Origin of the sequence: Achromobacter sp. B7 (assembly GCF_003600685.1) — a bacterium.
Classification (GTDB): domain Bacteria; phylum Pseudomonadota; class Gammaproteobacteria; order Burkholderiales; family Burkholderiaceae_B; genus Achromobacter; species Achromobacter spanius_B.
This window is the reverse complement of record NZ_CP032084.1, coordinates 5,945,218-5,967,734: the sequence shown is the minus strand read 5'-3', so window position 1 is coordinate 5,967,734 and position 22,517 is coordinate 5,945,218. Positions and strand designations below refer to the sequence as shown.

21 protein-coding genes are annotated in these 22,517 nt (G+C 66.0%); 9 read left to right on the top strand and 12 right to left on the bottom strand.

The genetic code is table 11. From position 1 onward, the window contains the following. Nucleotide 1 precedes the first annotated feature (1 nt). The 6 genes from DVB37_RS26975 to DVB37_RS26950 form a co-directional block, all read right to left on the bottom strand. Nucleotides 2–973, bottom strand: coding sequence for an ABC transporter permease (locus tag DVB37_RS26975; protein WP_120157244.1), 972 nt, complete (start codon nt 971–973; stop codon nt 2–4). Nucleotides 974–983: 10 nt separating this feature from the next. Beyond that, a complete protein-coding gene (locus DVB37_RS26970; protein WP_120157666.1) occupies nt 984–2,630 on the bottom strand; it encodes an ABC transporter substrate-binding protein in 1,647 nt (548 codons plus the stop codon). A gap of 27 nt (nt 2,631–2,657) precedes the next feature. Beyond that, on the bottom strand, nt 2,658–3,080 hold the full coding sequence (locus DVB37_RS26965; protein WP_046803002.1) for a PaaI family thioesterase: 423 nt from the start codon (nt 3,078–3,080) through the stop codon (nt 2,658–2,660). After that, nucleotides 3,077–4,090 carry a zinc-binding dehydrogenase gene (locus DVB37_RS26960; protein WP_046803003.1) on the bottom strand — a complete coding sequence of 338 codons (1,014 nt, stop codon included), beginning with the start codon at nt 4,088–4,090 and terminating at the stop codon, nt 3,077–3,079. Before DVB37_RS26960 ends, DVB37_RS26965 begins: the two co-directional genes overlap by 4 nt. 63 nt (nt 4,091–4,153) lie before the next feature. After that, a complete protein-coding gene (locus tag DVB37_RS26955) occupies nt 4,154–5,263 on the bottom strand; it encodes a M14 family metallopeptidase (protein WP_120157243.1) in 1,110 nt (369 codons plus the stop codon). A gap of 1 nt (nt 5,264) precedes the next feature. Beyond that, complete coding sequence (locus DVB37_RS26950) at nt 5,265–6,137, bottom strand: VOC family protein (protein ID WP_120157242.1); 873 nt, start codon at nt 6,135–6,137, stop codon at nt 5,265–5,267. On the opposite strand from DVB37_RS26950, the gene DVB37_RS28865 reads away from it, so the two are divergent. Further along, nucleotides 6,136–6,264 (top strand): hypothetical protein, encoded by a 129-nt coding sequence (locus DVB37_RS28865; RefSeq protein ID WP_256373869.1) that lies wholly within the window; start codon nt 6,136–6,138, stop codon nt 6,262–6,264. The genes DVB37_RS26950 and DVB37_RS28865 overlap by 2 nt on opposite strands. A 151-nt stretch (nt 6,265–6,415) precedes the next feature. Continuing rightward, nucleotides 6,416–8,053, top strand: coding sequence for an ABC transporter ATP-binding protein (locus DVB37_RS26945; protein WP_120157241.1), 1,638 nt, complete (start codon nt 6,416–6,418; stop codon nt 8,051–8,053). Nucleotides 8,054–8,060: 7 nt separating this feature from the next. Here the strand turns inward: DVB37_RS26945 and DVB37_RS26940 are convergent, their stop codons facing one another. From DVB37_RS26940 to DVB37_RS26930, 3 genes are all read right to left on the bottom strand, one after another. Beyond that, complete coding sequence (locus DVB37_RS26940; protein ID WP_120157240.1) at nt 8,061–10,553, bottom strand: branched-chain amino acid ABC transporter ATP-binding protein/permease; 2,493 nt, start codon at nt 10,551–10,553, stop codon at nt 8,061–8,063. Next, entirely contained in the window at nt 10,553–11,431 is an 879-nt protein-coding gene (locus DVB37_RS26935) for a branched-chain amino acid ABC transporter permease (protein WP_120157239.1), read from the bottom strand. The genes DVB37_RS26940 and DVB37_RS26935 overlap by 1 nt, the downstream gene beginning before the upstream one ends. 65 nt (nt 11,432–11,496) lie before the next feature. Continuing rightward, nucleotides 11,497–12,687 (bottom strand): ABC transporter substrate-binding protein, encoded by a 1,191-nt coding sequence (locus DVB37_RS26930; protein ID WP_120157238.1) that lies wholly within the window; start codon nt 12,685–12,687, stop codon nt 11,497–11,499. Nucleotides 12,688–12,917: 230 nt separating this feature from the next. Here DVB37_RS26930 and DVB37_RS26925 point away from each other — a divergent pair, with 230 nt between their 5' ends. From DVB37_RS26925 to DVB37_RS26915, 3 genes are all read left to right on the top strand, one after another. Next, entirely contained in the window at nt 12,918–13,880 is a 963-nt protein-coding gene (locus DVB37_RS26925) for a polysaccharide deacetylase family protein (protein ID WP_189371416.1), read from the top strand. Nucleotides 13,881–14,041: 161 nt separating this feature from the next. After that, nucleotides 14,042–14,812 carry a GntR family transcriptional regulator gene (locus tag DVB37_RS26920; protein WP_120157237.1) on the top strand — a complete coding sequence of 257 codons (771 nt, stop codon included), beginning with the start codon at nt 14,042–14,044 and terminating at the stop codon, nt 14,810–14,812. Between the two features lies 1 nt (nt 14,813). Then, on the top strand, nt 14,814–15,455 hold the full coding sequence (locus tag DVB37_RS26915; protein ID WP_046803011.1) for a flavin reductase family protein: 642 nt from the start codon (nt 14,814–14,816) through the stop codon (nt 15,453–15,455). Nucleotides 15,456–15,464: 9 nt separating this feature from the next. Here DVB37_RS26915 and DVB37_RS26910 read toward each other — a convergent pair whose 3' ends face one another. From DVB37_RS26910 to DVB37_RS26900, 3 genes are all read right to left on the bottom strand, one after another. Beyond that, a complete protein-coding gene (locus tag DVB37_RS26910) occupies nt 15,465–16,808 on the bottom strand; it encodes a type II toxin-antitoxin system HipA family toxin (RefSeq protein WP_120157665.1) in 1,344 nt (447 codons plus the stop codon). A 2-nt stretch (nt 16,809–16,810) separates the two neighbouring features. Beyond that, nucleotides 16,811–17,068: a helix-turn-helix transcriptional regulator gene (locus tag DVB37_RS26905; RefSeq protein WP_046803012.1), complete on the bottom strand. Its 258-nt coding sequence runs from the start codon at nt 17,066–17,068 to the stop codon at nt 16,811–16,813. Nucleotides 17,069–17,251: 183 nt separating this feature from the next. Further along, complete coding sequence (locus DVB37_RS26900) at nt 17,252–18,175, bottom strand: LysR family transcriptional regulator (protein WP_120157236.1); 924 nt, start codon at nt 18,173–18,175, stop codon at nt 17,252–17,254. Between the two features lie 163 nt (nt 18,176–18,338). On the opposite strand from DVB37_RS26900, the gene DVB37_RS26895 reads away from it, so the two are divergent. The 4 genes from DVB37_RS26895 to DVB37_RS26880 all read left to right on the top strand — a co-directional run bounded on the left by DVB37_RS26895 (nt 18,339) and on the right by DVB37_RS26880 (nt 22,464). Further along, entirely contained in the window at nt 18,339–19,322 is a 984-nt protein-coding gene (locus DVB37_RS26895; RefSeq protein ID WP_046803014.1) for a tripartite tricarboxylate transporter substrate binding protein, read from the top strand. Between the two features lie 158 nt (nt 19,323–19,480). Continuing rightward, nucleotides 19,481–20,902, top strand: a complete 1,422-nt coding sequence (gene leuC / locus DVB37_RS26890) for a 3-isopropylmalate dehydratase large subunit (protein ID WP_120157235.1) — start codon at nt 19,481–19,483, stop codon at nt 20,900–20,902. Beyond that, a complete protein-coding gene (gene leuD / locus DVB37_RS26885; protein ID WP_120157234.1) occupies nt 20,899–21,555 on the top strand; it encodes a 3-isopropylmalate dehydratase small subunit in 657 nt (218 codons plus the stop codon). The genes leuC and leuD overlap by 4 nt, the downstream gene beginning before the upstream one ends. Before the next feature lie 21 nt (nt 21,556–21,576). Continuing rightward, nucleotides 21,577–22,464, top strand: a complete 888-nt coding sequence (locus tag DVB37_RS26880; protein ID WP_120157233.1) for an alpha/beta fold hydrolase — start codon at nt 21,577–21,579, stop codon at nt 22,462–22,464. The last annotated feature ends 53 nt before the right edge of the window (nt 22,465–22,517 follow it).

The following is a 22,517-nucleotide window of genomic DNA, read 5'->3' as shown; positions in this document are numbered from 1 at the left end:
ATCAGGCAGCCTTGATGCGCGGATCCATCCGCGTGTAAAGCAGGTCGACGATGATGTTGGCAACCACCACCACGAAGGAACTGAGCACCAGAATGCCCAGCACCACCGGGTAGTTCCGGCTCATGACGCTGTCGAACAGTACGCCGCCGATGCCCGGCCAACTGAATACAGCTTCGACCACGATGCTGCCGCCCAGCACCGCACCCAGTTGCAGGCCCAGCAGCGTAACGATGGGCAACATCGCGTTGCGCAGAATGTGTCGAAGCACCACGGCCGTACGCGTCAGGCCCTTGGCATGGGCGGTGCGCACGTAGTCCATGCGGCTGACTTCCAGCATCGATGCCCGCATCACGCGCGCATACGCCGCCGAATAGAACAGGCCCAGTGCAATGGCGGGTAGCGCCAGGTGGTGCAGCACATCCAGCGCCTGCGTCCACCATCCGCCATCCAAGCCGATGGTGACCATGCCGCCCACGGGAAACCAGCCCAGCTTCACGGAAAACAGAATGATCAACATGATGCCCAGCCAGAAGCTGGGCGCGGCAAAGCACAGCACGGCAAACGCCGAGACCGCACTGTCCCACCACGTGTTGACCTTGATGGCGGACACGATGCCCGCCGCCATGCCCACCAGCACGGCGATGGCGATGCTGGCCAGCATCAGCACCAGCGTGGCCGGCAGGTGCGCCAGGATCACATCAAGCACTGGCAGGTTATGCCGGTACGAGTAGCCGAAGTCCAGGCTGGCAACCGATCCGATGTATTTCAGCAATTGCACCGTCGGCGGCCGGTCCAGTCCGTACGTCACGCGCAGCCGCTCGATCAGCGCCGGGTCGGTGACCTGCTGCTCGGCCGTCATCACGTCCAAGAACGTGCCGGGCACGGATTGGATCAGGGCGAAGTTAAGCACCACCACGCCCAGCAGCAGCGGTACGGCCTGGAGCAGGCGGCGCAAGATCAGGCGCAAGGGCATGGCGGGCCTCTTACGCTTGCAACCAGACATCGGCCAGGGTTTCGCCCTGGACGTTGGCGCCGGTGGTGAAGTTGCGTACGTTCTTGCCGGCCAGCGTGAAAGACTGGATTTCAACCAGCGGCACAAGCGGCACGTCGGTCGAGGCCAGGCGCGCGAATTGCGCGGCCAGCGCCTTGCGGGCCTCGGGCGCGGTCTCGACCGCCAGCTTGGCCACCACGGCGTCCATCTCGGGGCTCGAATACCCCGTGGCGTTGCGAAAGGCGGCGCCTTTGACAATGCCGTCGGTGGTGAAGAACTGCGTCACGGTCGGCACCAATTCCAGCGGCGACGTGAAGTTGGCCACCGCGATGTCGTAGTCGTAATCCCCATAAATGCGCTTGAGCGCCGTGGCGCGGTCCACCGAATCCAGCTTCACGGCAATGCCCACGTCTTCAAGCGCCTGCTTCAGGTACTGGCCCAGCTTGGCGTTCTCTTCAAACCACGCGGCTGCCACCAGGTTCACGGTGAAGCGCTTGCCGTCCTTGACGGGCAGGCCCGCCGCGTCCAGCAAGGCGGCGGCCTTCTTCGGATCGAAGGGGTAGCGCGGCACGTCCTCGGTGTAGAACAGCGGGTTGCTGCTGAAGACGGGGGCGATGGCGGGTTTGCCTCGGCCGTAGTAGATCGTGTCGACGATGAACTGGCGGTCGATGGCATGAAGAATGGCCTGGCGGACTTCGCGTCGGTTGACAATGTCGCGGCGCTGATTGAATTCCACCGTGACGGTCCACGCGGTGTTCTGGTAGCCCCGCGTGTCCACCACGACCTTGCCGGTTTTCACCAGGCGGTCGATGTCGCGCGCCGGCACGGGGTTGGAATAGGCCAGGCCCAGCTCCCCCGTTTCCAACGCGGCGCCGCGCGAGGCCGGGTCGGACCACCAGCGGATGATCAGCTTGTCCAGATTCGGTTCGCCCGGCTTCCAATACTGGTCGTTGCGCAGGTATTCCACGTGACTGCCGCGCACCCATTTGCCGTATTTCCATGGGCCCGTGCCAATGGGCGTGTTGTTCAGTGGGTTGGTGATCAGGTCCTTGCCGTCATACAGATGCTTGGGAACCAGCAGCTGATACTGGCCGGACAACGTGGACTTCAAAAAGAACTCCGGCACCGGTGCGTTGAACGTCAGCACAACCGTGTGCGCGTCCGGGGCAGTGGCGTCCGCCAACGACTTCAGCGCGATGCCGGCGGAAATTGGCTTCCAGTGCTGCAACACGTTGTAGACCACGTCGGCGGATGTGAAGGGCGTGCCGTCATGCCAGGTGACCCCTTCGCGCAGCTTGATGGTGTAGCTGCGAAAGTCCGCCGCCGGGGTCACGCTTAGCGCCAACGCCGGTTGGAATTTCAAGTCGGCATCCAGCTTGAGCAGCCGTTCCAGAATCTTGGTGGACGTCTGAAAAGGGCTGGATCCGCCGCCGCCGGGCACGAACAACGCTTGCGGCTCCAGGCCGCCCCAGCTCGCGACCAGCGTGCCACCCTTGCGCGGCGGGCCGGCGTCCGTACCCGCTTGGGCGGTGGCGGCGAGCAGCGTGCGCGGCACCGCGCCCAGCGCGCTGGCGGCCAGGCCGCTTGCGGCGGTTCGGGTCAGGAAGGCGCGCCTTCCGAGGCGCGGGGCTTGAGTCATGATGGGCATCCTTATGGTGTTGCGCTATCAGCCTTGGCTGAGCGTGGCGTAGGTAGCGCGGCCGATGGCGACAAGCGCGCCCTGATCGTTGTAGAGGTCCACATCCGCCACGCCGACGCTGCGACCATTGCGGCGCACGCGCGCCACGGCGGTCAGCCCGGTGTTGATGGCGGGCCGCAGGTAGTCGACGCGAAAGTTGATGGTGGGCAGGCCACGGCCCAGCAGCATGCCGACGGCAAAATCGCCTACCGTGTCGATCACGGCGGCCAACGGGCCGCCATGCCATTGGCCGCTGGCGGCACCCCGTTCGAACTCCGGCCGCATCGGCGCCAGCACGGTCAGTTCGCCGCGCTCGTGATCCACGGCGCTGACAGACAGGCCCAGCCATGCGATGAAGGGCGAATCGTCGAATTTGGCCTGTATCTGGCTGGCGTTCAGCACCGCGCTCATGAAGTCACCAGCACTTTGCCGACGATCTTGCGATCTTCCAGCGATGCCAATGCCTGAGCGCCTTGCGCCAGCGGCCAGGTACGGTCCACCTGCACGTGCAGCCTGCCGCTGCGCACCAGCTCCAGCAGCTCATGCAGGTCGTCGCGGTCCCAGCCGTTCGAGCCGCGTATCTGAAGTTCGAACGTCCAGATGTATCGCAGGTCTTCCTTGGGGTCGAACCCCGCCGTGGCGCCGCAGGTCAGCAGGCGGCCGCCCAGGCGCAGGCAGCGCAACGATTTGACCCACGTGTCGCCACCGGTGAAATTCACCACGACATCCACGCCGCCCGACTTGGCGCCGCGACGGCGGGCAGGGCGGCCAAAGCGTTCCTGCACGGCCTTCAGGAAGTCTTCCTCGGTGTACAGGATGATGTGGTCGGCGCCCAGCGCGCGCAGTGCCTCGCCTTTTTCCGGCGTGCCCACGCAAGCGATGACTTCGGCGCCAGCCAGCTTGGCCAATTGCACCGCACATACGCCCACACCGCCGCTGGCACCCAGGATCAGGACTTTTTCGCCAGCCTGGATCTGACCGATGCGGTTCATCATGCGCAGCGCGGTGCCATAGGCCACCGGCAACGCCGCGGCCTGTTCGAAGCTGACCTCGTCGGGCAGCCGAATCAGCTGGTGCGCGGGTACGCGGCAAAGCTCGGCCAGACCGCCATGGATGGTCTCGCCCACCAGCCCGCCGTCCACACGGTCGATCGGGTCCACCAGCACGCGGTCGCCGGCTTTCCAGTCGTGGACGTTTTGGCCGGTCTGCACGACCTCGCCGGCCACGTCCAGGCCGATGATCACGGGAAAGGGCAACTTGATGCCGGGCATGCCACGGCGCGTGAATACGTCGTGGTAGTTCAATGATGACGCACGCACACGAATGACGACGTCATCCGGCCCGGCGACGGGGTCAGGGAATTCGGTTTCCAGGCGGAGCTTGTCGTTGCCGCCGTGTTCACGCAATACGATTGCTTTCATGAATGCTTGAGGGAAAAAGGAATAGGAAAAATAGGAAAAAATAGGAAGAAATAGGACGCCGGCTTACCAGGACGCCACGCCGGCAATCGCCTGGCGGGTGATGGCAAGACCATGGGCAAGGGCGCTGCGCCGCCACACGCTGGATACCGGCACGAAGGCGTCGATCAGGTCGGCGCGCAACTGCTTGTCGCGCGCGGCGTCGGGCGCCTGCGGGGCCTTGAAACGCAGCCACTGGTCCAGCCTGAGCGCGGCCCGCATCTGCAAGCCGCGCGTGCCGAACTCCACGACGGCGCCTGCCAGGGGGCGGCTGCCCAACGCCTGCTGCACGCCGCGAAACACCAGGCCCTGGTAGTCGGGTCGCGCCAGGCCATGCGGGCGCTGGTCGCGCACGCGTTCGGCGCCCCACCATTGGGCGGCCCGCGCCTGTTCTGCGCTGCCTTCGTCGTTGAAGCACAGGAAGAACGGTTCCCCGTATTCACCGATGCCGGTGTGCCAGTCGATAAACGACACGCGCTGGCTGGCGGCCAGATGTTCGTCGACGATGCGGCGCAAGATGCGGTTGGACCATTCGGGGCCGCTGCCGCCGTAGACCAGGCCGTCCGGATGGGTGTACTGGCCGCTGGCCGTTGTGTTGAACAGCACGTCGGCGCCGTGGGTCGCGCCAAATTTTTCGACCTCGCGCGCGCCGGCCGCCAGGCTGGATTCCGTCCAGGCGGCCGGGATCAGATGCGGATGCAGCGTGGCGTAGTGCGGGTTGGCCGGCGTGGGGCGCGTGTGGTCAATGAAGTTGCGATTCAGGTCGACGTTGTTTTCAGTCGTGCGCGAGTCATATGCGTAGCCGTACGGGTTCAACGCGTGCACCAGCACGACGTTGACGTCGTCCGGCAAGGGCGTGCCGCCATCGGCGCGCAGCCAGCCGATCTGCACGGCGGAGCCCGCCGCGCCTTCCAGCCCGTGCGTGCCGCTGATCGCCAGATGCGTGCGGGGCGCGTCGACGCGGCCCAGCACGGCCACATCCACGCTCAGCGCGCGGCCGTGTGGGTCTTTCAATGCGGGATGTTCATGGCGGGACAGCACCGCGCCACGCGCTTGGGCTATCGCCACAAAGGCGTCGCGCGCCGCCGCGTAGTCGGTGCTGAAGCAGTCCCAATAATCGGGCAGGGCGTCGCTCATGTCAGGCCGCCTCTTGCACAAAAACTTGCAGCGCACCCGCGCCTGCCTCGGGCGGCACCACCAGCTCGCCTTGGGCGTTGGCGCGATAGTTCACTTGATTGGCGTCGAACAGCGCGCGCGTTTTTGCCAGGTCGCGCACACCGATGACCGATCCGGCAAACCAGCCGCCGCCCGCCGATGCCGGCAAGCCGGCCGGAATGCGAACGCGGGGGTAACGCTGTTCAAACGCGGCAGGGCTGAGGAAGTCGATGCGCAGGCTGCCGCGACGCACTTGCAGGCCGTTGTCGGGCAGCGCGCTGATGGCAATGGCGCCGAACACGCGCTCATAACCCGCACGCAAAGAGGCGGGATCGGGGTGCACGGCGACCAGCGATTCGATGCGCCGAGCGCCATTGGCGTGGTCTTGCCATTGCGGGCGATACACCAGGTGGCGCGTCAGATGGCCGCACGTGAAGAAGTCGGGCACGCCCAACAGGCCGGCCGGAAAATTCGTGTTGATCCACGCCGCGTCTTCACTGCCTTCGGGCAGATGCACGGGGCGTCCGCCGCTTTGCGGATCGTCAGCCGTAATGCCCAACCGCGCCAGTTCCTGGTGCACGGCCGTGCTGTCGGTGGTTTGCAGCGCGGTGGCGACGGGGCCTTCGTAGGCATCGTCGTAACCGCTGAAGCGCGACTCGGCTTTCAGTTCTTCTGGGAAATAAAGCAGTTCCAGATAGTTCGCATCAAGAATGATGGTCTGGTTGCGCGTGCCGCGATGGTGCCTGCCTTGCGGGGCCAGGCTGAATCCCAGCTTCACGTAGCGGTCCGTCGCCGCCTGCAGATCGTTGACCCGGATGATGTAGTGGTCTAGGCCGGTGACTGAGGGAAGAGACATGGAATTCCTGGATTCGCGTTGGGAAGACCTGAAGTCTGTCGCACGTGGCGGCGCGCTTGAACGATTGAATTCGCATGTGGATATCTGGTTTTCATTTCATGTCGCGTACGACCGGCTGCGTGCCTGATCCAATATGAACAAATGAGAAATCAGCATTTCGCAGTGCGTGTGGCGCGGGCCTACTATCGGCGGCTTCCCCCCGGCAGAACCATCACGTCGCCTTGCAAGCCCGGCATGCCTGTGCTGGTCTACCTAGGCGGCGCAAGGCTTGAACCAACATGACCCAATTGCTTCACATCCAGAATTTGACGGTGGACCTTCCGCCGGGCGCCGACCGACCGCACGCATTGAAAGACCTGACGCTTAGCGTGAAGGCGGGCGAGATCGTGTGCGTGGTGGGCGAAAGCGGGTCCGGAAAATCGTTAACGGCGGGCGCCATCCTGGGCCTGTTGCCGCAGGGCGTGCGGGCCAGCGGCGGACAGATTCATTGGGAAGGCCAGGACCTGCTGCAAATGCCGCCCGAGGCCTTGCGCCGTTTGCGCGGCCGGCGTATCGGCATGATCTTCCAAGAGCCCATGACGGCTTTGAATCCGCTGCGCACCATCGGCGATCAGATAGGCGAGGTCTTTCGCACCCACACCCGTCTGCCGAACGCTGAAATCGCGCGGCGCACGCTGGACCTGCTCGAGTCGGTCCGCCTGCCGAATCCCAAGCAGGCCGTACACGCCTATCCGCATGAACTGTCTGGTGGCCAGCGCCAGCGCGCGATGATCGCCATGGCTCTTGCCCTGGAGCCGGCGCTGCTTATCGCGGATGAACCGACGACCGCGCTGGACGTCACCACGCAGTCGCAGATACTGCACTTGATACACGACCTGCAACGGCGCAAAGGCACGGCGGTATTGTTCATCACGCATGACTTCGGCGTGGTCGCCGAGATTGCGGATCGGGTGGCGGTGATGCAGCAGGGGGTGTTGGTCGAAAGCGGTTCCGCTGAGCAGGTCCTGGAGCGCCCGCAGCACCCGTACACGCGCGCGCTGATTGCAGCGGTGCCGCCGTTGGAACCGGCCGCCGTGCGCGCGACGCTGGACGCCGATGCGCCGGTCATCTTGCAGACCCGGGCGCTGTCCAAGACGTATCGCAAGCGCGGCGCGTTCTGGCGTCCGGACCGCGTGACGCATGCGCTGGACAACGTCGGCCTGACGCTGCGAGAGGGCCAGACGCTGGGCATCGTCGGCGAAAGCGGATCGGGTAAATCCACGCTGGCGCGCACGCTGCTGGGCTTGCAGACGCCCAATGCGGGCAGCATCGTGCTGGCGGGCGAGCCGCTGGCGTTCAAGGGAGCCACCGCGCGCCGCGCGCATGCCAGGCGCGTGCAGATGGTGTTTCAGGATCCGTATGGGTCGTTGAACCCGCGCCAGCGCGTGGGTGAAATCGTGGCGCAAGGCCCGATGGTGCACGGCATGCCCCGGCGCGAGGCGTGGGCGCTGGCGCAAGAGCTGTTTGAGCTGGTCGGCCTGTCGGCGGATGCGGTTAAGCGCTATCCGCACGAATTTTCGGGCGGACAGCGGCAGCGCGTGGGCTTGGCGCGCGCCCTGGCGATGCGGCCGCGCGTGCTGATCGCGGACGAACCCGTCTCGGCGCTGGACGTGTCGGTGCAGGCGCAAGTGCTGGCGTTGCTGGCGCGGCTGCGCCAGCAACTGGGCTTGTCCATCGTATTCATTACGCACGATCTGCGGGTGGCGGCGCAGGTCTGTGATCACGTGGCCGTCATGAAAGACGGAAAGATCGTGGAGGAGGGAGGCTGCGCGGACGTCTTCAGACACCCCACGCATCCGTACACGCAAGCGCTGCTTGCCGCCGTGCCTGGCCGCCGCTGGGACCCGGGCAGCGTGGCGGTGCGACAAGCGGCCTGATGCGCCGCTATGCGCCCAGATACGCGCGTGCCAGCGCGCCGTCCTGTGCAATTTCCGCTGCCGTGCCATGCGCCGCCACGCGTCCCGATTCCAGCACATAGGCCCGGTCGGCCAATGACAGCGCCAGCGCCGCCATCTGGTCCACCAGCAGAATCGTCATGGATTCCGCGCGCAGGCGGTCCAGCGCTTCGAACAGTTCGTCGATGATCTTGGGCGCCAGGCCCAGCGATGGTTCGTCCAGCAGCAGGATCACGGGCTTGGACATCAAGCCGCGCGCAATCGCCAGCATCTGTTGTTCGCCGCCTGACAACAGGCCGGCGCGTTGATGCAGGCGTTCGCGCAGGCGCGGAAAGCGCGTCAGCATTTCTTCGACGCGCGCCTCGCGGTCTTGCGGATGCAGGAAGGCGCCCAACCGGATGTTGTCCAGCACGCTCAGGCCGGGAAACACCTGCCGCCCCTCTGGCACCAACACCAGCCCGCGCGCAACGATGCGGTCGGCGGCCAGGCCGTTCAGTTCGGTGCCTTGCAGGTGCATGCCGCCCTCGGCGGGCCGATGCAGCCCGGCCAGCGTGCGCATCAGCGTGGATTTGCCGGCGCCGTTTGCACCCAGCAAGGCCACCATCTCGCCTTGCCGCACTTGCAGGTCGATGCCGTGCAGCACCGGGTTGGCGCCATAGCCGGTGACCAGATTTCCGACCCCCAGCACTTCGGGCCCGATGGCGGCGCCGGCCGGGCGCTGCCGGGCGGCGGGCGCGCGCCGGGCGTTTTCATCACCCAGATACGCCTGACGCACGGCTGGCGACTGCTGGATCTGCGCGGGGTTGCCCTTGGCCAATTCACGACCGGCGTCGATCGCCACGATGTGATCGGACACGCCCATCACCAGCGCCATGTCGTGTTCCACCAGCAGCACGCCGGCGCCCGCATCGGCGATGCGTCGCAGCAGACCCGCCAGGCGCGTTTTGTCTTCGCGCGACAGGCCGGCAGCGGGCTCGTCCATCAACAGGATGTCGGCATCCGTGGCCAGCGCGCGCGCAATCTCGACCAGCCGCCGGTCCACGTGCGGCAGGTCGGCGGCGGGCACGTCAAGCGCGCCTTCGTAGCCGCAGAAGGCCAGCAGCGCGCGGGCGCGCTCGCGCACGTCCGCTGCCAGGTAGCGGCGCGAGGCCAGCAAGCCGCCCAGCCGGCCGCGCACCATGCCCAGCGCCACGTTGTCTTCCACCGTCAACGTGTCGAACAGCTGTGACGTCTGGTAGGTGCGCGCAATGCCGCTGCGCGCCACGCGGTAGGCGGGCAGCGCGGCCAGCGGCGCATCGCCTAGCGACACCGCACCGCTGGTCGGTTGGTAGTAGCCGCTAAGCATGTTGATAACGGTGGACTTGCCCGCGCCGTTGGGCCCGATCAACGCGGTGACGGCAGCGGGAGGTACGTCGAACGACACGGACTGCACCGCGCGCACGCCGCCAAATGTCATCGTCAGCGCGTCCGCGCGCAACACGCGCCGGTCGCGCGCGGCGGCCGCCATGCCGCCACCTTGGCGCGGCGCCAGCGCGTGGTTCGCCGCGCGCCGCCGCCAGCGTGACAGCAAGCCCGCGACGCCATCCGGCGCGGCCCACAACACCACCAACAGGAACGCGCCGAAGAACAGCAGCCGGTATTCCTCCAGGCTGGACAGCAGTTCGGGCAGCAGGCCCACCACCACCGCGCCCAACAAGGGGCCGGCCAACGAGCCCGCGCCGCCCAGCGTTACCGCCAGCACGAACAGGATCGACTGCATGAAGTTGAAGTTGTGCGGCGTAATCATGCCGGCTTGTGGCGCAACCAGCCCGCCCGCCAGGCCGACCACGGCGGCCGACACCATGAACGCCACGGTCTTGACCATCAAGGGGTTGATGCCAATGGATTCGCTGGCCGTCTCGCTGTCCTTGACGGCCCGCATCGCCGCGCCCCAAGTCCCGCGCGATAGCAGCGCATAAGCCGCCAACGCCACGAACACGGCAACGATGGCCAACATCGCCACGCCCCGGTCGCCACCGATACCGGCAAGCGAGGGCTGCACGATGCCCATCAATCCGTTCTGCCCACCCGTGATGTCGCCGCCTTCGATCAGCGCGTGTTCCACGATGAAGCCGAACGCGATGGTGATCATTGCCAGGTACGGCCCTTTGACGCGCAGCGCCGGCAGCGCCAGCAGCAGGCCAAAGGCGCCGGCCACGAGCGCTGCGGCCGGCCAGGCCAACCAGAAGCTCCAGCCCGCCTGGCCCGTCAGGATGGCCACGGTGTAGGCGCCGATGGCGTAAAAGCCCGCGTGTCCGAATGACATCTGGCCGGTCAGGCCCAGCAATACGTTCAGGCCGATGCCGGCCAGCGCCAGCAGCGCCACGTTGCCCAGCACGAAGACGTAGTAGCCGTTGACGGTGGCCGCCAGAGCCAGCGCCGCCACGGCCAGCACGGCGTACAGCGCCAGCGGTAGCCAGCGCGATGCAAGTTGCTTATTCATCAGACCTTCCTGACATCGGCGCGGCCGAAGAGTCCGTTGGGACGCACGGCCAGCATGACGATCACCAGCGTGAAGCTGATGATCTGGGTGTATCCGGAGCCCAGCGCCACGGTGATCAGCGCTTCGACCACGCCGAACAACAGGCCCGCGATCATCACGCCCCAGGCGCTGGTGATGCCGCCCAGGATGGCGACCACATACGCCTTCAGCCCGAACAGCGTGCCCATGTCCGCCTGCACGTTGAACAGCGGCGCGACCAGTGCGCCGGCCACGCCCGCGAACAGCGTGGACACGGCAAACGCGGCCATGATGGCGTGGCGCACCGGGATGCCCATCAGGCGCGCGGCGTTCGGGTTCTGCACCACGGCCAGCAATGCCACGCCCCAGCGCGTGCGACGCGACAGCGTATGCAGCGCGGCCGCCAGCGCCAGCCCGACCAGCGGGATCAGCAATTGCAGCGGATAGATGCCCAGCCCCAGGCCACCGATTTCAAGCGGGGCCTGGGCCAGCGGAGACGGCAGGCTGCGCGGCTCTTTGCCGAAGGTGAACATCACCACGTTGTCCAGCACGATGCCCAGCGCCACCGTCGACATCAGCCACGCGTTGGAACCCCGGCTGGCGAACGGCCGCACCGCCAGGCGTTCGACCACCAGGCCATACACGCCGCACAAGGCCAGCGCCACCAACAGCGCGGGCGCTAGCTGCCAGCCCAGCGTCTGCGCAAAGGTATAGGTCAGCACGGCGCCCAACATCATGGAACTGCCCTGGGCAAAATTCACCGTCCCCGACACGGCGTAGGTCAGGTAGAAGCCCAGGGCCATCAGCCCATACATGCTTCCCAGACCCAGGCCGCTGACTATGGCGGACATCAACAACATGCGCGTCTCCCGCGTGATTCAAGTGCTGGTTTGCGTGGCGGCCGGCGATGCCGTGCCGCGGCGCCTTATTGCGTGCCCTTGACGGGCAGGATGCGGTTGTCGATGAACTGCGTCCACACGTAGTCGTCCTCGCGCAGCGCGTCGTGCGAGGTCGGCGTGAAGGGTTGTTCGTAGGTCTTGATCAGGCCGTCGTACTTGCCGATCTTGTAGAAGCCCTGGCGGACGGCATCGCCATCGGTGGAGCCGGCCTGCGTAATTGCCAGCGCCGCGAGCTGCATGCCGTCGTACGCGTTGGCCACGCCCACGGCGGGGGTGATGTCCTGCGGGCCCTTGATGTCGGAATACTTGGTCTTGAGCGCCTGCATCACCTTGTCGCCCACCGGCCCTTGCTTGCCAAAGAAGCTGTAGGTCTGCACGAAGTGCACGTTCTTGGCGTTGGGGCCGGCCAACTCCGTGAAGCGGCCACCGGCCGGGCCCCAGTGCGACACGATGGGCACCTTCCAGCCCATGCGGTCCAGCGACTTCACCACTTGCGCCGACGGGCCCACGTTGCCCACCAGGAACAGCGTGTCGGCGCCCGCCGCCTTCAGGCGGCTCAGTTGCGGCACGACGTCCAGATCATTCGGCTGGAATTTTTCAGTGCCGGCCGGCGTGACCTTGGCGGCGGCCATGGCCGCGTTCAGGCCTTTTTCATTCGATTCGCCCCACGGGTTGTTCACCAGGATCAGGCCGGGCTTGGCCGTCTTGAAGGTCTTTTGCGCGTACTGGAGCATGGCGCTGTCGACGATTTCGTCCATGGCCGACACGCGGAACACAAAGTTCGGGTTGCCCTTGTTCTGCGTGATGGCGGTGCCCGCGGCCCACGGGCCCATGAACGGCACCTTTTCCTGATTCACGATGGGCACGATGGCCATCGACACCGGCGTGTCCAGGCCGCCAAACAGCACGGCTACCTTTTCCTTGAAGATCAGCTCGCGCGCGGCGGCCATGCCCTTGGCGGGATTGCCTTCGTCATCGCGCCGCACCAGCACGATCTGGCGTCCGCCCAGCAAGCCGCCCTTGGCGTTGATCTCGTCGATGGCGATGGTCATGCCACGCGTGAGCGCTTCGCCGGCGCGCGCCGATTCACCCGACAGCGCGGTGATCAGGCCGATCTTGATGGGGTCGGCGGCAAGCGCCGGTTGCAGGGCGAGGCCGGCCGTGAAGAGGGCGGCGGCGGTGGCGCGAAGCAGGAAGGAACGGCGGGTCGGGACCATCGGGGCACTCCTGAAAAAGTGGAACGGATCTTGCATGGGGATAGGTGCTGCTTGCGTAGCCCATGCAAGATCCATGCCATCTGTGCCGACCTGGTCGCCGGGGGTGTCGATCACTGCGCCACGAGGGGCAAGCAGCGTCTTTGAACGTGGTTTGTCTGCGTCAGAGCCGAGTTTTGTTTCCAAAGCTTCTGGAATTTTGTTAACAATCATGCATCAGGATTTGCACCAAAATGAATCCAACCTTGCTCGCAAGCACTAATCCGGGGCGTGACGACGCCAATGCGTGGACGCCCGCCGCGTTGGCCTGCCATGGCCGTTTCGCCTATCAGGGCATCGCCGACCGTCCCGACTACACTTGGCCGAACGGCGCGAGGCTGGCCGTGTACCTGGGCTTCAACATCGAACACTTCGCGTTTGGCGAGGGGCTGGGAGCCGAATTGGGGCCCGCATCGCCGCATCCTGACGTGCTGAACTACGCCTGGCGCGAATACGGCAACCGCGTCGGCGCGTGGCGCTGCCTGGATCTGTTCGACCAGTTGCGCTTGCCGGCCGGCGTGCTGATCAACACCGCGCTGTATGACCATTGCCCCGAACTGGTCGAGGCGTTTCGCGCGCGCGGCGACGAACTGATCGGCCACGGCTACAGCAACGCGCATCGCCAGGGCGGCTTGCCGGAAGAAGAAGAAAGCGCGCTGCTGGCGCATTGCCGCGATCGCATCGAGCAGCATGTCGGGCAGGCGCCGGCGGGCTGGTTGTCGCCGTGGATATCCGAAAGCCGCGCCACGCCCGACCTGCTGGCCGAGGCCGGCTATCGCTATACATTGAACTGGTGCCATGACGATCAGCCCATGCGCATGCGCACCCGCGCGGGCGACCTGTGGGCCATTCCTTATCCGCAAGAGCTCAACGACATTCCGATGATCATGGGCCGCAAGATGGACGCGCGCGACTTTGCCGATATGATTCTTGACCAGTTCGAAGAGATGCGCGCACAGTCGGCCCGCCAGCCGCTCGTGATGGGCATTGCGCTGCATCCCTATATCGTCGGGCAGCCGTACCGCTTGCGTCATCTGCGGCGGGCACTGGAACCGCTGGCCGCCGCGCGCGATCGCGGCGAGATCTGGTTCACCACGCCCGGTGAAATCTGCCGCCATGTGGACGGCCTGCCACCGGGGGTGATCGCGGCGCTTTGAGCAGCCATCCACAGCGGCCATCATGAGGGGCTATCTAAAGCAGCCATCAAGAGCGGCCACCGATTGCGCCATCCCTCGCCCCGCTTGTCCGTACGCTTGTCCGTCCGCCTGTCTTGCCCGTCTTGCCCTTTCATTGCCCGAGTCCATTGCCCGAGTCCAGCATGCCAACCCGACCATCCGCCAAACCCCGCGCCAAGCCCGCCGCCCGTGACAACATCGGCGCCACGCCCGACCCAGGTGCCGTCGTTCCCGAAGGAGCGCCCGACAGCGACATGGAGCGCCGCATCTGCGAAGCCGTCTATGAAAGCGTGATGAGCCAGCGGCTGACGCCCGGCACGAAGCTGCCCGAAGCGGCCATCTGCGAATTGTTCGGCGTGTCGCGCTCGGTGGCGCGCAAGGCCTTGCAGCGGCTGGCGCACGAGCATGTGGTGGACCTGCACCACAACCGGGGCGCCGTGGTGGCCGAGCCCACGCCCGAAGACACGCGCCAGATCTTTCAGGCGCGCCGCGCGCTGGAGGCCGCGCTGTTGCCGCTTGCCGTCGCGCGCGCCACCAAGGCCGACTACGCATCGCTGCGCAAGCAGCTGCGCGATGAGCACGCGCTCTTGCACCGCGCCGGCCAGCCCGCCTGGGCACGCCAGGCCAGCGCTTTTCACGTGCGCCTGGGCGAGCTTTCCGGCAACGCCATCCTGCACGGCTACCTGGCGGAACTGGTGTCGCGCTGCTCGCTCATCGTGGCCCTGTACGAACCGCCCGGCAATGCCGCGTGCGAACACGGCGAACACGTGCTGATCGTGGACCTGATGGAACGCGGCGACGTGGCCGAGGCCGTGAAGATCAACGACAACCACCTGGCGGACCTGGAGCGGCGCATCAGCCTTGAGCGCCCGCAGCCCGCGCAAACCCTTGCCCAGATGCTGGGACTGGCCTGATATGGAAATCGACTTCGACGCTATCACCGAATACCAGCGCTACAAGCTGATGGCCAGCCTGATCGTGCCCCGGCCGATTGCGCTGATCACCACCTTGTCGGAAACCGGCGTGGTCAACGCCGCGCCGTTCAGCATGTTCAACATGCTGGGCGAAGATCCGCCCATCGTCATGGTCAGCATCAACCGGCTGGAAGACGGCGGCCTGAAGGACACGGCGCGCAACATCGCCCGCGACAAGGAATTTGTGGTGCACCTGACCGACGAAGCCATGGCCGAAAAAATGCACCGCTGCGGCGACCGCCTGCCCGCCGACGTCAGCGAGCTTGCCCACGCGGGCCTGGACGCCGCGCCCAGCCACCACGTCAAGCCGCCGCGCATCGTGCAGGCGCCCGTCGCCTTCGAATGCACGCTGTACGAAACCATGGAAACCGCCAGCCGCCAGATCTTCATCGGCCAGGTCCGCTGGCTGCACGCCCGCGACGGCCTGATCGACACGGACACCTGGCGCGTGCGCCTGCAAGACTACTTCCCGGTAGGCCGCTTCGGCGCCAGCTTCTACGTCACCACCCGCGACCGCTACGCCATCGGCGCGGGGGAAGCCCCGGCGGGAACAACGGCAAGTACGGCGATTGATGAAATTTGAGGGGGGCGGCTACGCCCGCCGTGGCGCGGCCAGCCCGTCGGACCGTCCGATGACCCGCGGGGTATTTAACGGCGTGTCCGCGGCCTCATAGCCGGCATTGGCGATCGCGTCTTCAAGGCCACGATATTGTCGACCGAGCTTTGGACTGCGCAATGCGCACATGCCGTCGTTCCAGGCGTGCACCATTTGCTTGGCGATCCAACGCCATTGCGGCTCGTTCTTTGCCGCTTCGATGACTTCAGTGCCCACCTCCACGGCCGATTCACATAGTTGTTCGACCATGGCGTGGTACTGCCTGGAAGCGATGCCTAGCCGGGCCAGCATGACCCTGGCCAGCGTGTTTCCCGGCGCCCACGTCTTGCGCCCGTCGACAGATAGCGCAGGGGCGCTGTTGCTGAACTGGGGATAGGCCTGGGTGGTGACGACGTCATAGATCGGCGTGTAAGCCACATCGGCGCGTGACGTGTAATACAGCGCGATGTTCTTGGCATGGCAATCCGCGTTACGGACCACATAGTTCGCGAGCAGATGCCACGCATAGTGCAGGTTCTGCGCACGTAGCGCCGCCGGTGGAAAGTAGTCTCGGGTGGCCTTGTACACACGTTCCGTTGTCGCGCTGTATTTCTCATGAGGCGGCAAACCGAGCAGGCTGCAAGCATCTTCCACGCCAAACGCCGGCTGACCTGTCGCGTCGACATCGTAGCGGTCGACCACCAGCACCCGGCCATCCGCCGACATCTGCGCAGTGACAACAGGCACGACGTTCAAGCGTCGAAGGACGCGAAGGGTGAAAAATTCGTTGAACCCCAGATAAGGGGTTCGCTCATCCGATCCCTTGATGATGTGTTGCGTGGTGCGAAGCGTGGCTTTCACGGTATCGGGCCCGACTCCGCCTTTGGCGTCGGGCGCCAGAAACTTCGGCACGACCCCCGAAATGGCGCTACGCGCGTATTCGCGTACCAGTTCTTCGAAACGTGGCGCCGTGTTCTCTGCCGTCAACAGGTCTTCAATACTCAGCGGCGGCAGCGCCATGCCCGGTGCGGCACCTTCCGCCGTAACCGCCACGCGCCCAATGCCCGCTGCCCCGACAACGGCAAGCAAAGACAGGTCCGTGCCATCCATAAGAGGGCCGAACAGTTCTCGGATGACGCCCAGCAAGTGTCCTTCCGGCAGGTTCTGGCGAAAGAATGGATGAAGGTCGCGCGGCCAGCGCCAGCCCTCTTCGCGCACGGGCATGGCCAGACTGACGAACGCGTCGTCGGGTGTGCCGGGCTGATACTTGAGAACGTACTCGTCACCCGCGCGGTAGAGCTTGGCGACATGGCGCCCGAGAACGTGCACGTCCAGTTTCATGGTCATTCCCCGCGCCGCTGTTCAGCCAGGATGTCGTCCAAGGTACGCTGATGACCGGCCTTGACGACTTTCAGGTCGTAGCCGGCTGCTTCGAGCAAGCGGACGAGCGCCGAAACGCTCATGTCATTGCGGGCCAGGTTTTCCATGCGCGCGACGGTCGTCCGGGCGATATCGGCGCGCCGAGCCATTTCTTCCTGGGTCAGGCCGCTTTCCTTGCGGGCTGACCGAAGCATCTCTGCCACATCGCCAAGCGTGGTCATGTTTGTAGCCCCTGGGCATCAAAATGAGGATAGTTTACTGCCTTTGTAGCCCCGGGGACTCATTGGCCAAACGGCGTCGCGGCGGCTGAATCAGGCTTCGTGTGGCCCGCCGGCTACAAAATCTGCCACGACAGGGCGTTTTGTAGCCCCGGGGCTACAAAACGACCGTGTCGGCGGCCTGCATCACCACGCTCCTCCCGCCCCGCCCGGCGCCTTCAGATACCGCGCAAATCGTTGGGCCAGAAAGTCCACGAACGCCACCGTCTTGGCCGGCAGGTTCAGGCGTTCCGGGTATAGCGCGTGAATGTCGGCGGGGGGAGTGCGCCAGTCGGCCAGCACTTCGCGTAGCCGGCCGTCGCGCAGGTAGGCGGCGGTTTCCCATTCCGAGCGCATGACGATGCCGTGGCCGTCCAGTGCCCATTCCAGCGCGCTTTGGCCGTCGTTGGAGCTGACCGGGCCGCGCACCTTTACGGTTTCGGCGCGTTGGCCGGCTTGCAGGCGCCAGGTGCCGTAGGCGACGTCGTTTTCGCGGACGACGATGCAGCGGTGGCGTTGCAGCTCGCCCGGCGTGCGGGGTTCGCCGTAGGTGTCCAGGTAGCGCGGCGAGGCGCACAGCAGCCGGCGGTTGGAGGCGATCTTGCGGGCCGTCAGGCGGGCGTCGGGCAGGTCGCCGAAGCGCACGGCAACGTCGAACCCTTCTTCGATCAGGTTCAGCGGCCGGTCCGTCAGCCGCATCAACACTTCCACGTCGGGGTACTGCCGCGCGAAGTCGGATACGGCGGGCACGATGTGGGCGCGGCCGAAGCCGAAGGTGGCGTTCAGCCGCAGCAGGCCTTGGGGTTGGGCGCGGGCGCTGGATACCGAGCGTTCCAGCGCTTCGAGGTCGGCCAGGATGCGGCCGCCCTCGGCCAGATATAGCTCGCCTTCTTGCGTGACGCTGACGCGGCGCGTGGTGCGGTTCAGCAGGCGTACGCCCAGCCGCTGTTCCAGCCTGGCCAGCCGCGCGCTGACGGCGGGCGGGGTCAGGCCCAGTTCGCGCGCGGTGGCGGACAGGTTGCCGTGTTTGACCACCAACGAAAAGAAAGCGAGATCGGAAAGGGCGTCCATGGCAGGCAGCGCGGGCAGGCGCGTAGGGGGATTTATAAATTCAATTTAATAAAGAATTCGTTTTACCGCGAATTATAAGAATCGACCCCGCTTATACACTGGCCTCACCCAAGCAGAGCCGCACGGGACCTCCCATCAACGCGGCCAATCGAGGAGACAACGCATGAAGATCAAACCGACCACCCGCGCCTGGTGCGCGGCGCTAGTTGCTGGCGCCTGTTGGAGCCTGCCGGCTGCCGCCGCCGACGCATTTCCCGACCGCGCCGTGACGCTGGTTGTGCCGTTTGCGCCCGGCGGCAGCGTCGATATCGCCGCGCGGCTGATCTCGGACGCGTGGGCGCGCGCGCTGGGGCAAAGCGTGATCGTTGAAAACCGCGCGGGCGCGTCGGGCAACATCGGCATGGCCGCCGTGGCGCGCGCGCAGCCCAACGGCTACACGCTGGCCATCAACACGATGTCGCTGGCCATCAACCCGGCGCTGTTCAAGGACATGCCGTTCGATACGAAGAAGGATCTGCGTTCGGTGGGCACGGTGGGTACGTCGCAACATGTGCTGACGGTGACCAACGCCCTGCCCGTGAAGAACGTCGGTGAACTGCTGACCTATGTGCGCGCGCGGCCCGCCAACGATCTGAGCTTTGGCTCGGCGGGCACGGGCAGCACCTTCCACATGGCGGCGGAGCTGTTCAAGTCGGTGTCCAAGACGCAGATTCTGCACGTGCCGTACAAGGGCGGCGGGCCGGCCATGGTCGACACCATCAGCGGGCAAGTGCAGATGAGCTTTCCAGTGCTGTCGGCCGCCAAGCCGCAGGTGGACGGCAAGAAGTTGCGTGCGCTTGGCGTGACGGGCACCACGCGTTCGCCGCTGTTGCCCGATGTGCCGACCATCGCGGAATCCGGCTTGCCCGGGTATGAGTTCAACACCTGGTTCGTCATCAGCGCGCCGGCCGGTACGCCGCAGCCGGTGATCGACACCTTGAACGCAAAGCTGGCCCAGGCGCTGCAATCGCCGGAGCTCAAGGCGCGCATGCAGCGCGAAGGCTTTGACCCGCTGGTCTCCACACCCGCCAAGACGGACGACATGGTGGCCGCCGAGATGACGCGCTGGGCAGGGGTGGTGAAGGACGCCGGCATCCAGGCGAACTGAGCCGGCTGACTGAGCCGGCCCACTGCGCCGGCCCAGAAAACACAGCAAGACACAGCAAGACGCAGCAAGACCCGTCCGTCGGCAAGGCGGGCGCCCCGCTTCAGGCAAGCAAGCAATCAAGCAATCAAGCAATCAGGCAAGACATAAGGAAGCAAGACATGCCCGGCATGACGCTGTACGACAAACTGGTGGCCAGCCATGAGGTGGCCCGCATCGATGACGAGCACATCCTGCTGTACGTCGATCTGCACATCATGAACGAATACACCAGCCCGCAAGCCTTCAGCGGACTGGCCGCGCGCGGCAGGGCCGTGTTGCGGCCAGGGCAGCAGATGGCGGTGGTGGACCACATCATCCCCACGCATCCCGTGCCGTCGGCGTTGCGCGTGATTGCCGATGAAGCCTCGTCGCGCCAGGCCGTGAACTTGAAGCGCAATTGCGATGCGCAGCACATTGCGCTGTTCGATACGACCGACCCGTTGCAGGGCATCGAACACGTGATCGCGCCCGAGCACGGCATGATCCTGCCCGGCATGGTGGTGTTGTGCGGGGACAGCCACACGACCACCTACGGCGCGCTGGGGGCGCTGGGCTTTGGTATCGGCACGTCCGAGGTTGAACACATCCTGGCCACGCAGACGCTGGTGTACCGCGTGGCGCGTAACCTGCGCATCCGCGTGGACGGCACGCTGGGCGTGGGCGTGTCCGCCAAGGACCTGGTCATTTATCTGGTGCATCGGATCGGGGCGCAAGGCGCGCGCGGGCACGCGGTGGAATTTAGCGGCCACGCTATCGAGGCGCTGTCCGCCGAGGCCCGCATGACCTTGTGCAACATGACGGTGGAGGCCGGCGCGCGCGCCGCGCTGATCGCCCCGGACGCCACCACCGACGCCTATGTGACCGCGCACGCGCCGCAACTGCATGGCGACCTGCTGACGCAGGCGCGTGCGTACTGGGCCACCTTGCGCAGCGACTCGGATGCGGCCTTTGACGTGGAACACACGTTCAACGCCGCCGACATCGCGCCGTTTGTCACGTGGGGCACCAGCCCCGACCAGGCGCTGCCGATCACGGGCCACGTGCCTGACCCGCAAGCCGAACCCGATCAGCTGGCGCGGCTGGCGCTGGAAAAGGCGATGGACTACATCGGCCTGGCAGCGGGGGCGCCGATTGCGGGCGTGCCGGTGGACCGCGTGTTCATCGGGTCCTGCACCAACGGGCGCATCGAAGACCTGCGTGTCGTGGCCGACCTGGCGCGCGGCAGAAAAGTGGCCGATGGCGTGCGCGCCATGGTCGTGCCGGGCTCGGGCGCGGTGCGCGCGCAAGCCGAGGCCGAAGGACTCGCGGCGGTGCTGATCGAAGCGGGCTTCGAATGGCGGCAACCCGGCTGTTCGATGTGCCTGGCCATGAACGACGATGTGCTGCGGCCCGGCGAGCGCTGCGCGTCCACCACCAACCGTAATTTCGAAGGCCGCCAGGGGCGTGCAGGGCGCACGCACCTGATGAGCCCCGCCATGGCCGCCGCCGCCGCGCTGGCCGGCCGCATTGTCGATGTCCGCGAATGGAGCCTTGCCAAATGAACCCGTTGATCGAAGGCGTGGCCGCGCCTCTGCCGTTTTCCAATCTGGACACCGACCAGATCATGCCCAAGCAGTTTTTGCGCATCATCGACAAGGCGGGGCTGGACCGTGGCCTGCTGTACGACCTGCGCTTTGACGAGCATGGCGCACCGCGTGCGGACTTTGTGCTGAACCAGGACGCTTACGCGGGCACGTCGGTGCTGGTGGCCGGACCCAACTTTGGCTGTGGCTCCAGCCGCGAACACGCGGTGTGGGGCTTGCAGCAATTTGGCATCCGCGCCGTGATCGCGCCCAGCTTTGGCGAGATCTTCTACTTCAACGCGGTCAACAACGGCTTGCTGCTGGTCAGCCTGCCCGCCTTGGAAGTCGACGCCTTGCTCGCGCGGGTGTCCAATACGAAGGAATCGGACGGCAACCGCGTGACCATCGACGTCATGGCGGGGCAGGTGCGCGCGGCGGATGGCTGGACGGCAGGCTTTGCGCTGCCCGAACGCCATCGCCGCATGTACGCGCAAGGCCAGGACATGGTGGGCGCGTCGCTGCTGCAATTGCCCGATGTTGAACGGTTTGAGGCGGCCCATTGGGCGCGGCATCCGTGGATGAAGGATGTGGCGCGCACCGTGCGCGACCGCCTGGACCGGGCAGCACGATAAATCCACAAGGAGGCAGTATCCATGACCGCATTCTTCGACTTGCCGGTGCGCCGTATCCAGACCAATGGCGTTGAGATCGCCGCGCGCATCGACGGGGCGGGCCCGCCGTTGCTGCTGCTGCACGGCCACCCGCAAACGAGCGCCATCTGGCACCGCGTGTGGCCGGCCTTGACGCAGCATCGCACCTGCGTGGCGGCCGATTTGCGGGGTTATGGCGACAGCACCAAGCCTGCGGCCTCGCCCGGCCACATTGCGCATTCAAAGCGCGAGATGGCGGCCGACATGGTTGGGCTGATGCAAGCGCTGGGCCATGCGCGCTTCGACGTGCTGGCGCACGACCGCGGCGCGCGCGTGGCGCACCGGATGGGCCTGGACCATGCCGAGGCCGTGTCGCGCATGATGCTGCTGGATATCGCGCCGACGCTGGACATGTACGAGGGCACGACGCGCGCGTTCGCTCAGGCGTACTTCCATTGGTTCTGGCTGATCCAGCCCGCGCCCGGGCCGGAGACGATGATCGAGCATGATCCGGTGTTCTATCTGCGGTCGGTGATGGGCGGCCGGCCCGGCGGGCTGGCGCATTTTTCCGCCGAGGCGATGGCCGAATACGAACGCGCGGCGCGCCTGCCGGGCTGGGCCACCGGTCTTTGCGAAGACTATCGCGCATCCGCCACGGTGGACCTGGACCATGACCGCGCCGGCCGCGCCAACGGCGAAAGGCTGCGCATGCCCGTGCGGGCGTTGTGGGGCGAACGCGGCGCGGTGGGCAAGAATTTTGACGTGCTGGCGCTATGGCGCGCCATCGCCGATGACGTGTCGGGCGACCCCTTGCCGGGGGCGCATTACCTGGCCGAAGAGTGCCCCGACGCGCTGCTGCAAGAGGCCGGCGCCTTCTTCGGATGGCGATAGGCGGCAGGCGTCAATCAAGCCTTGGCGGGCGATAGGGCTATCCAAAAAGGGAC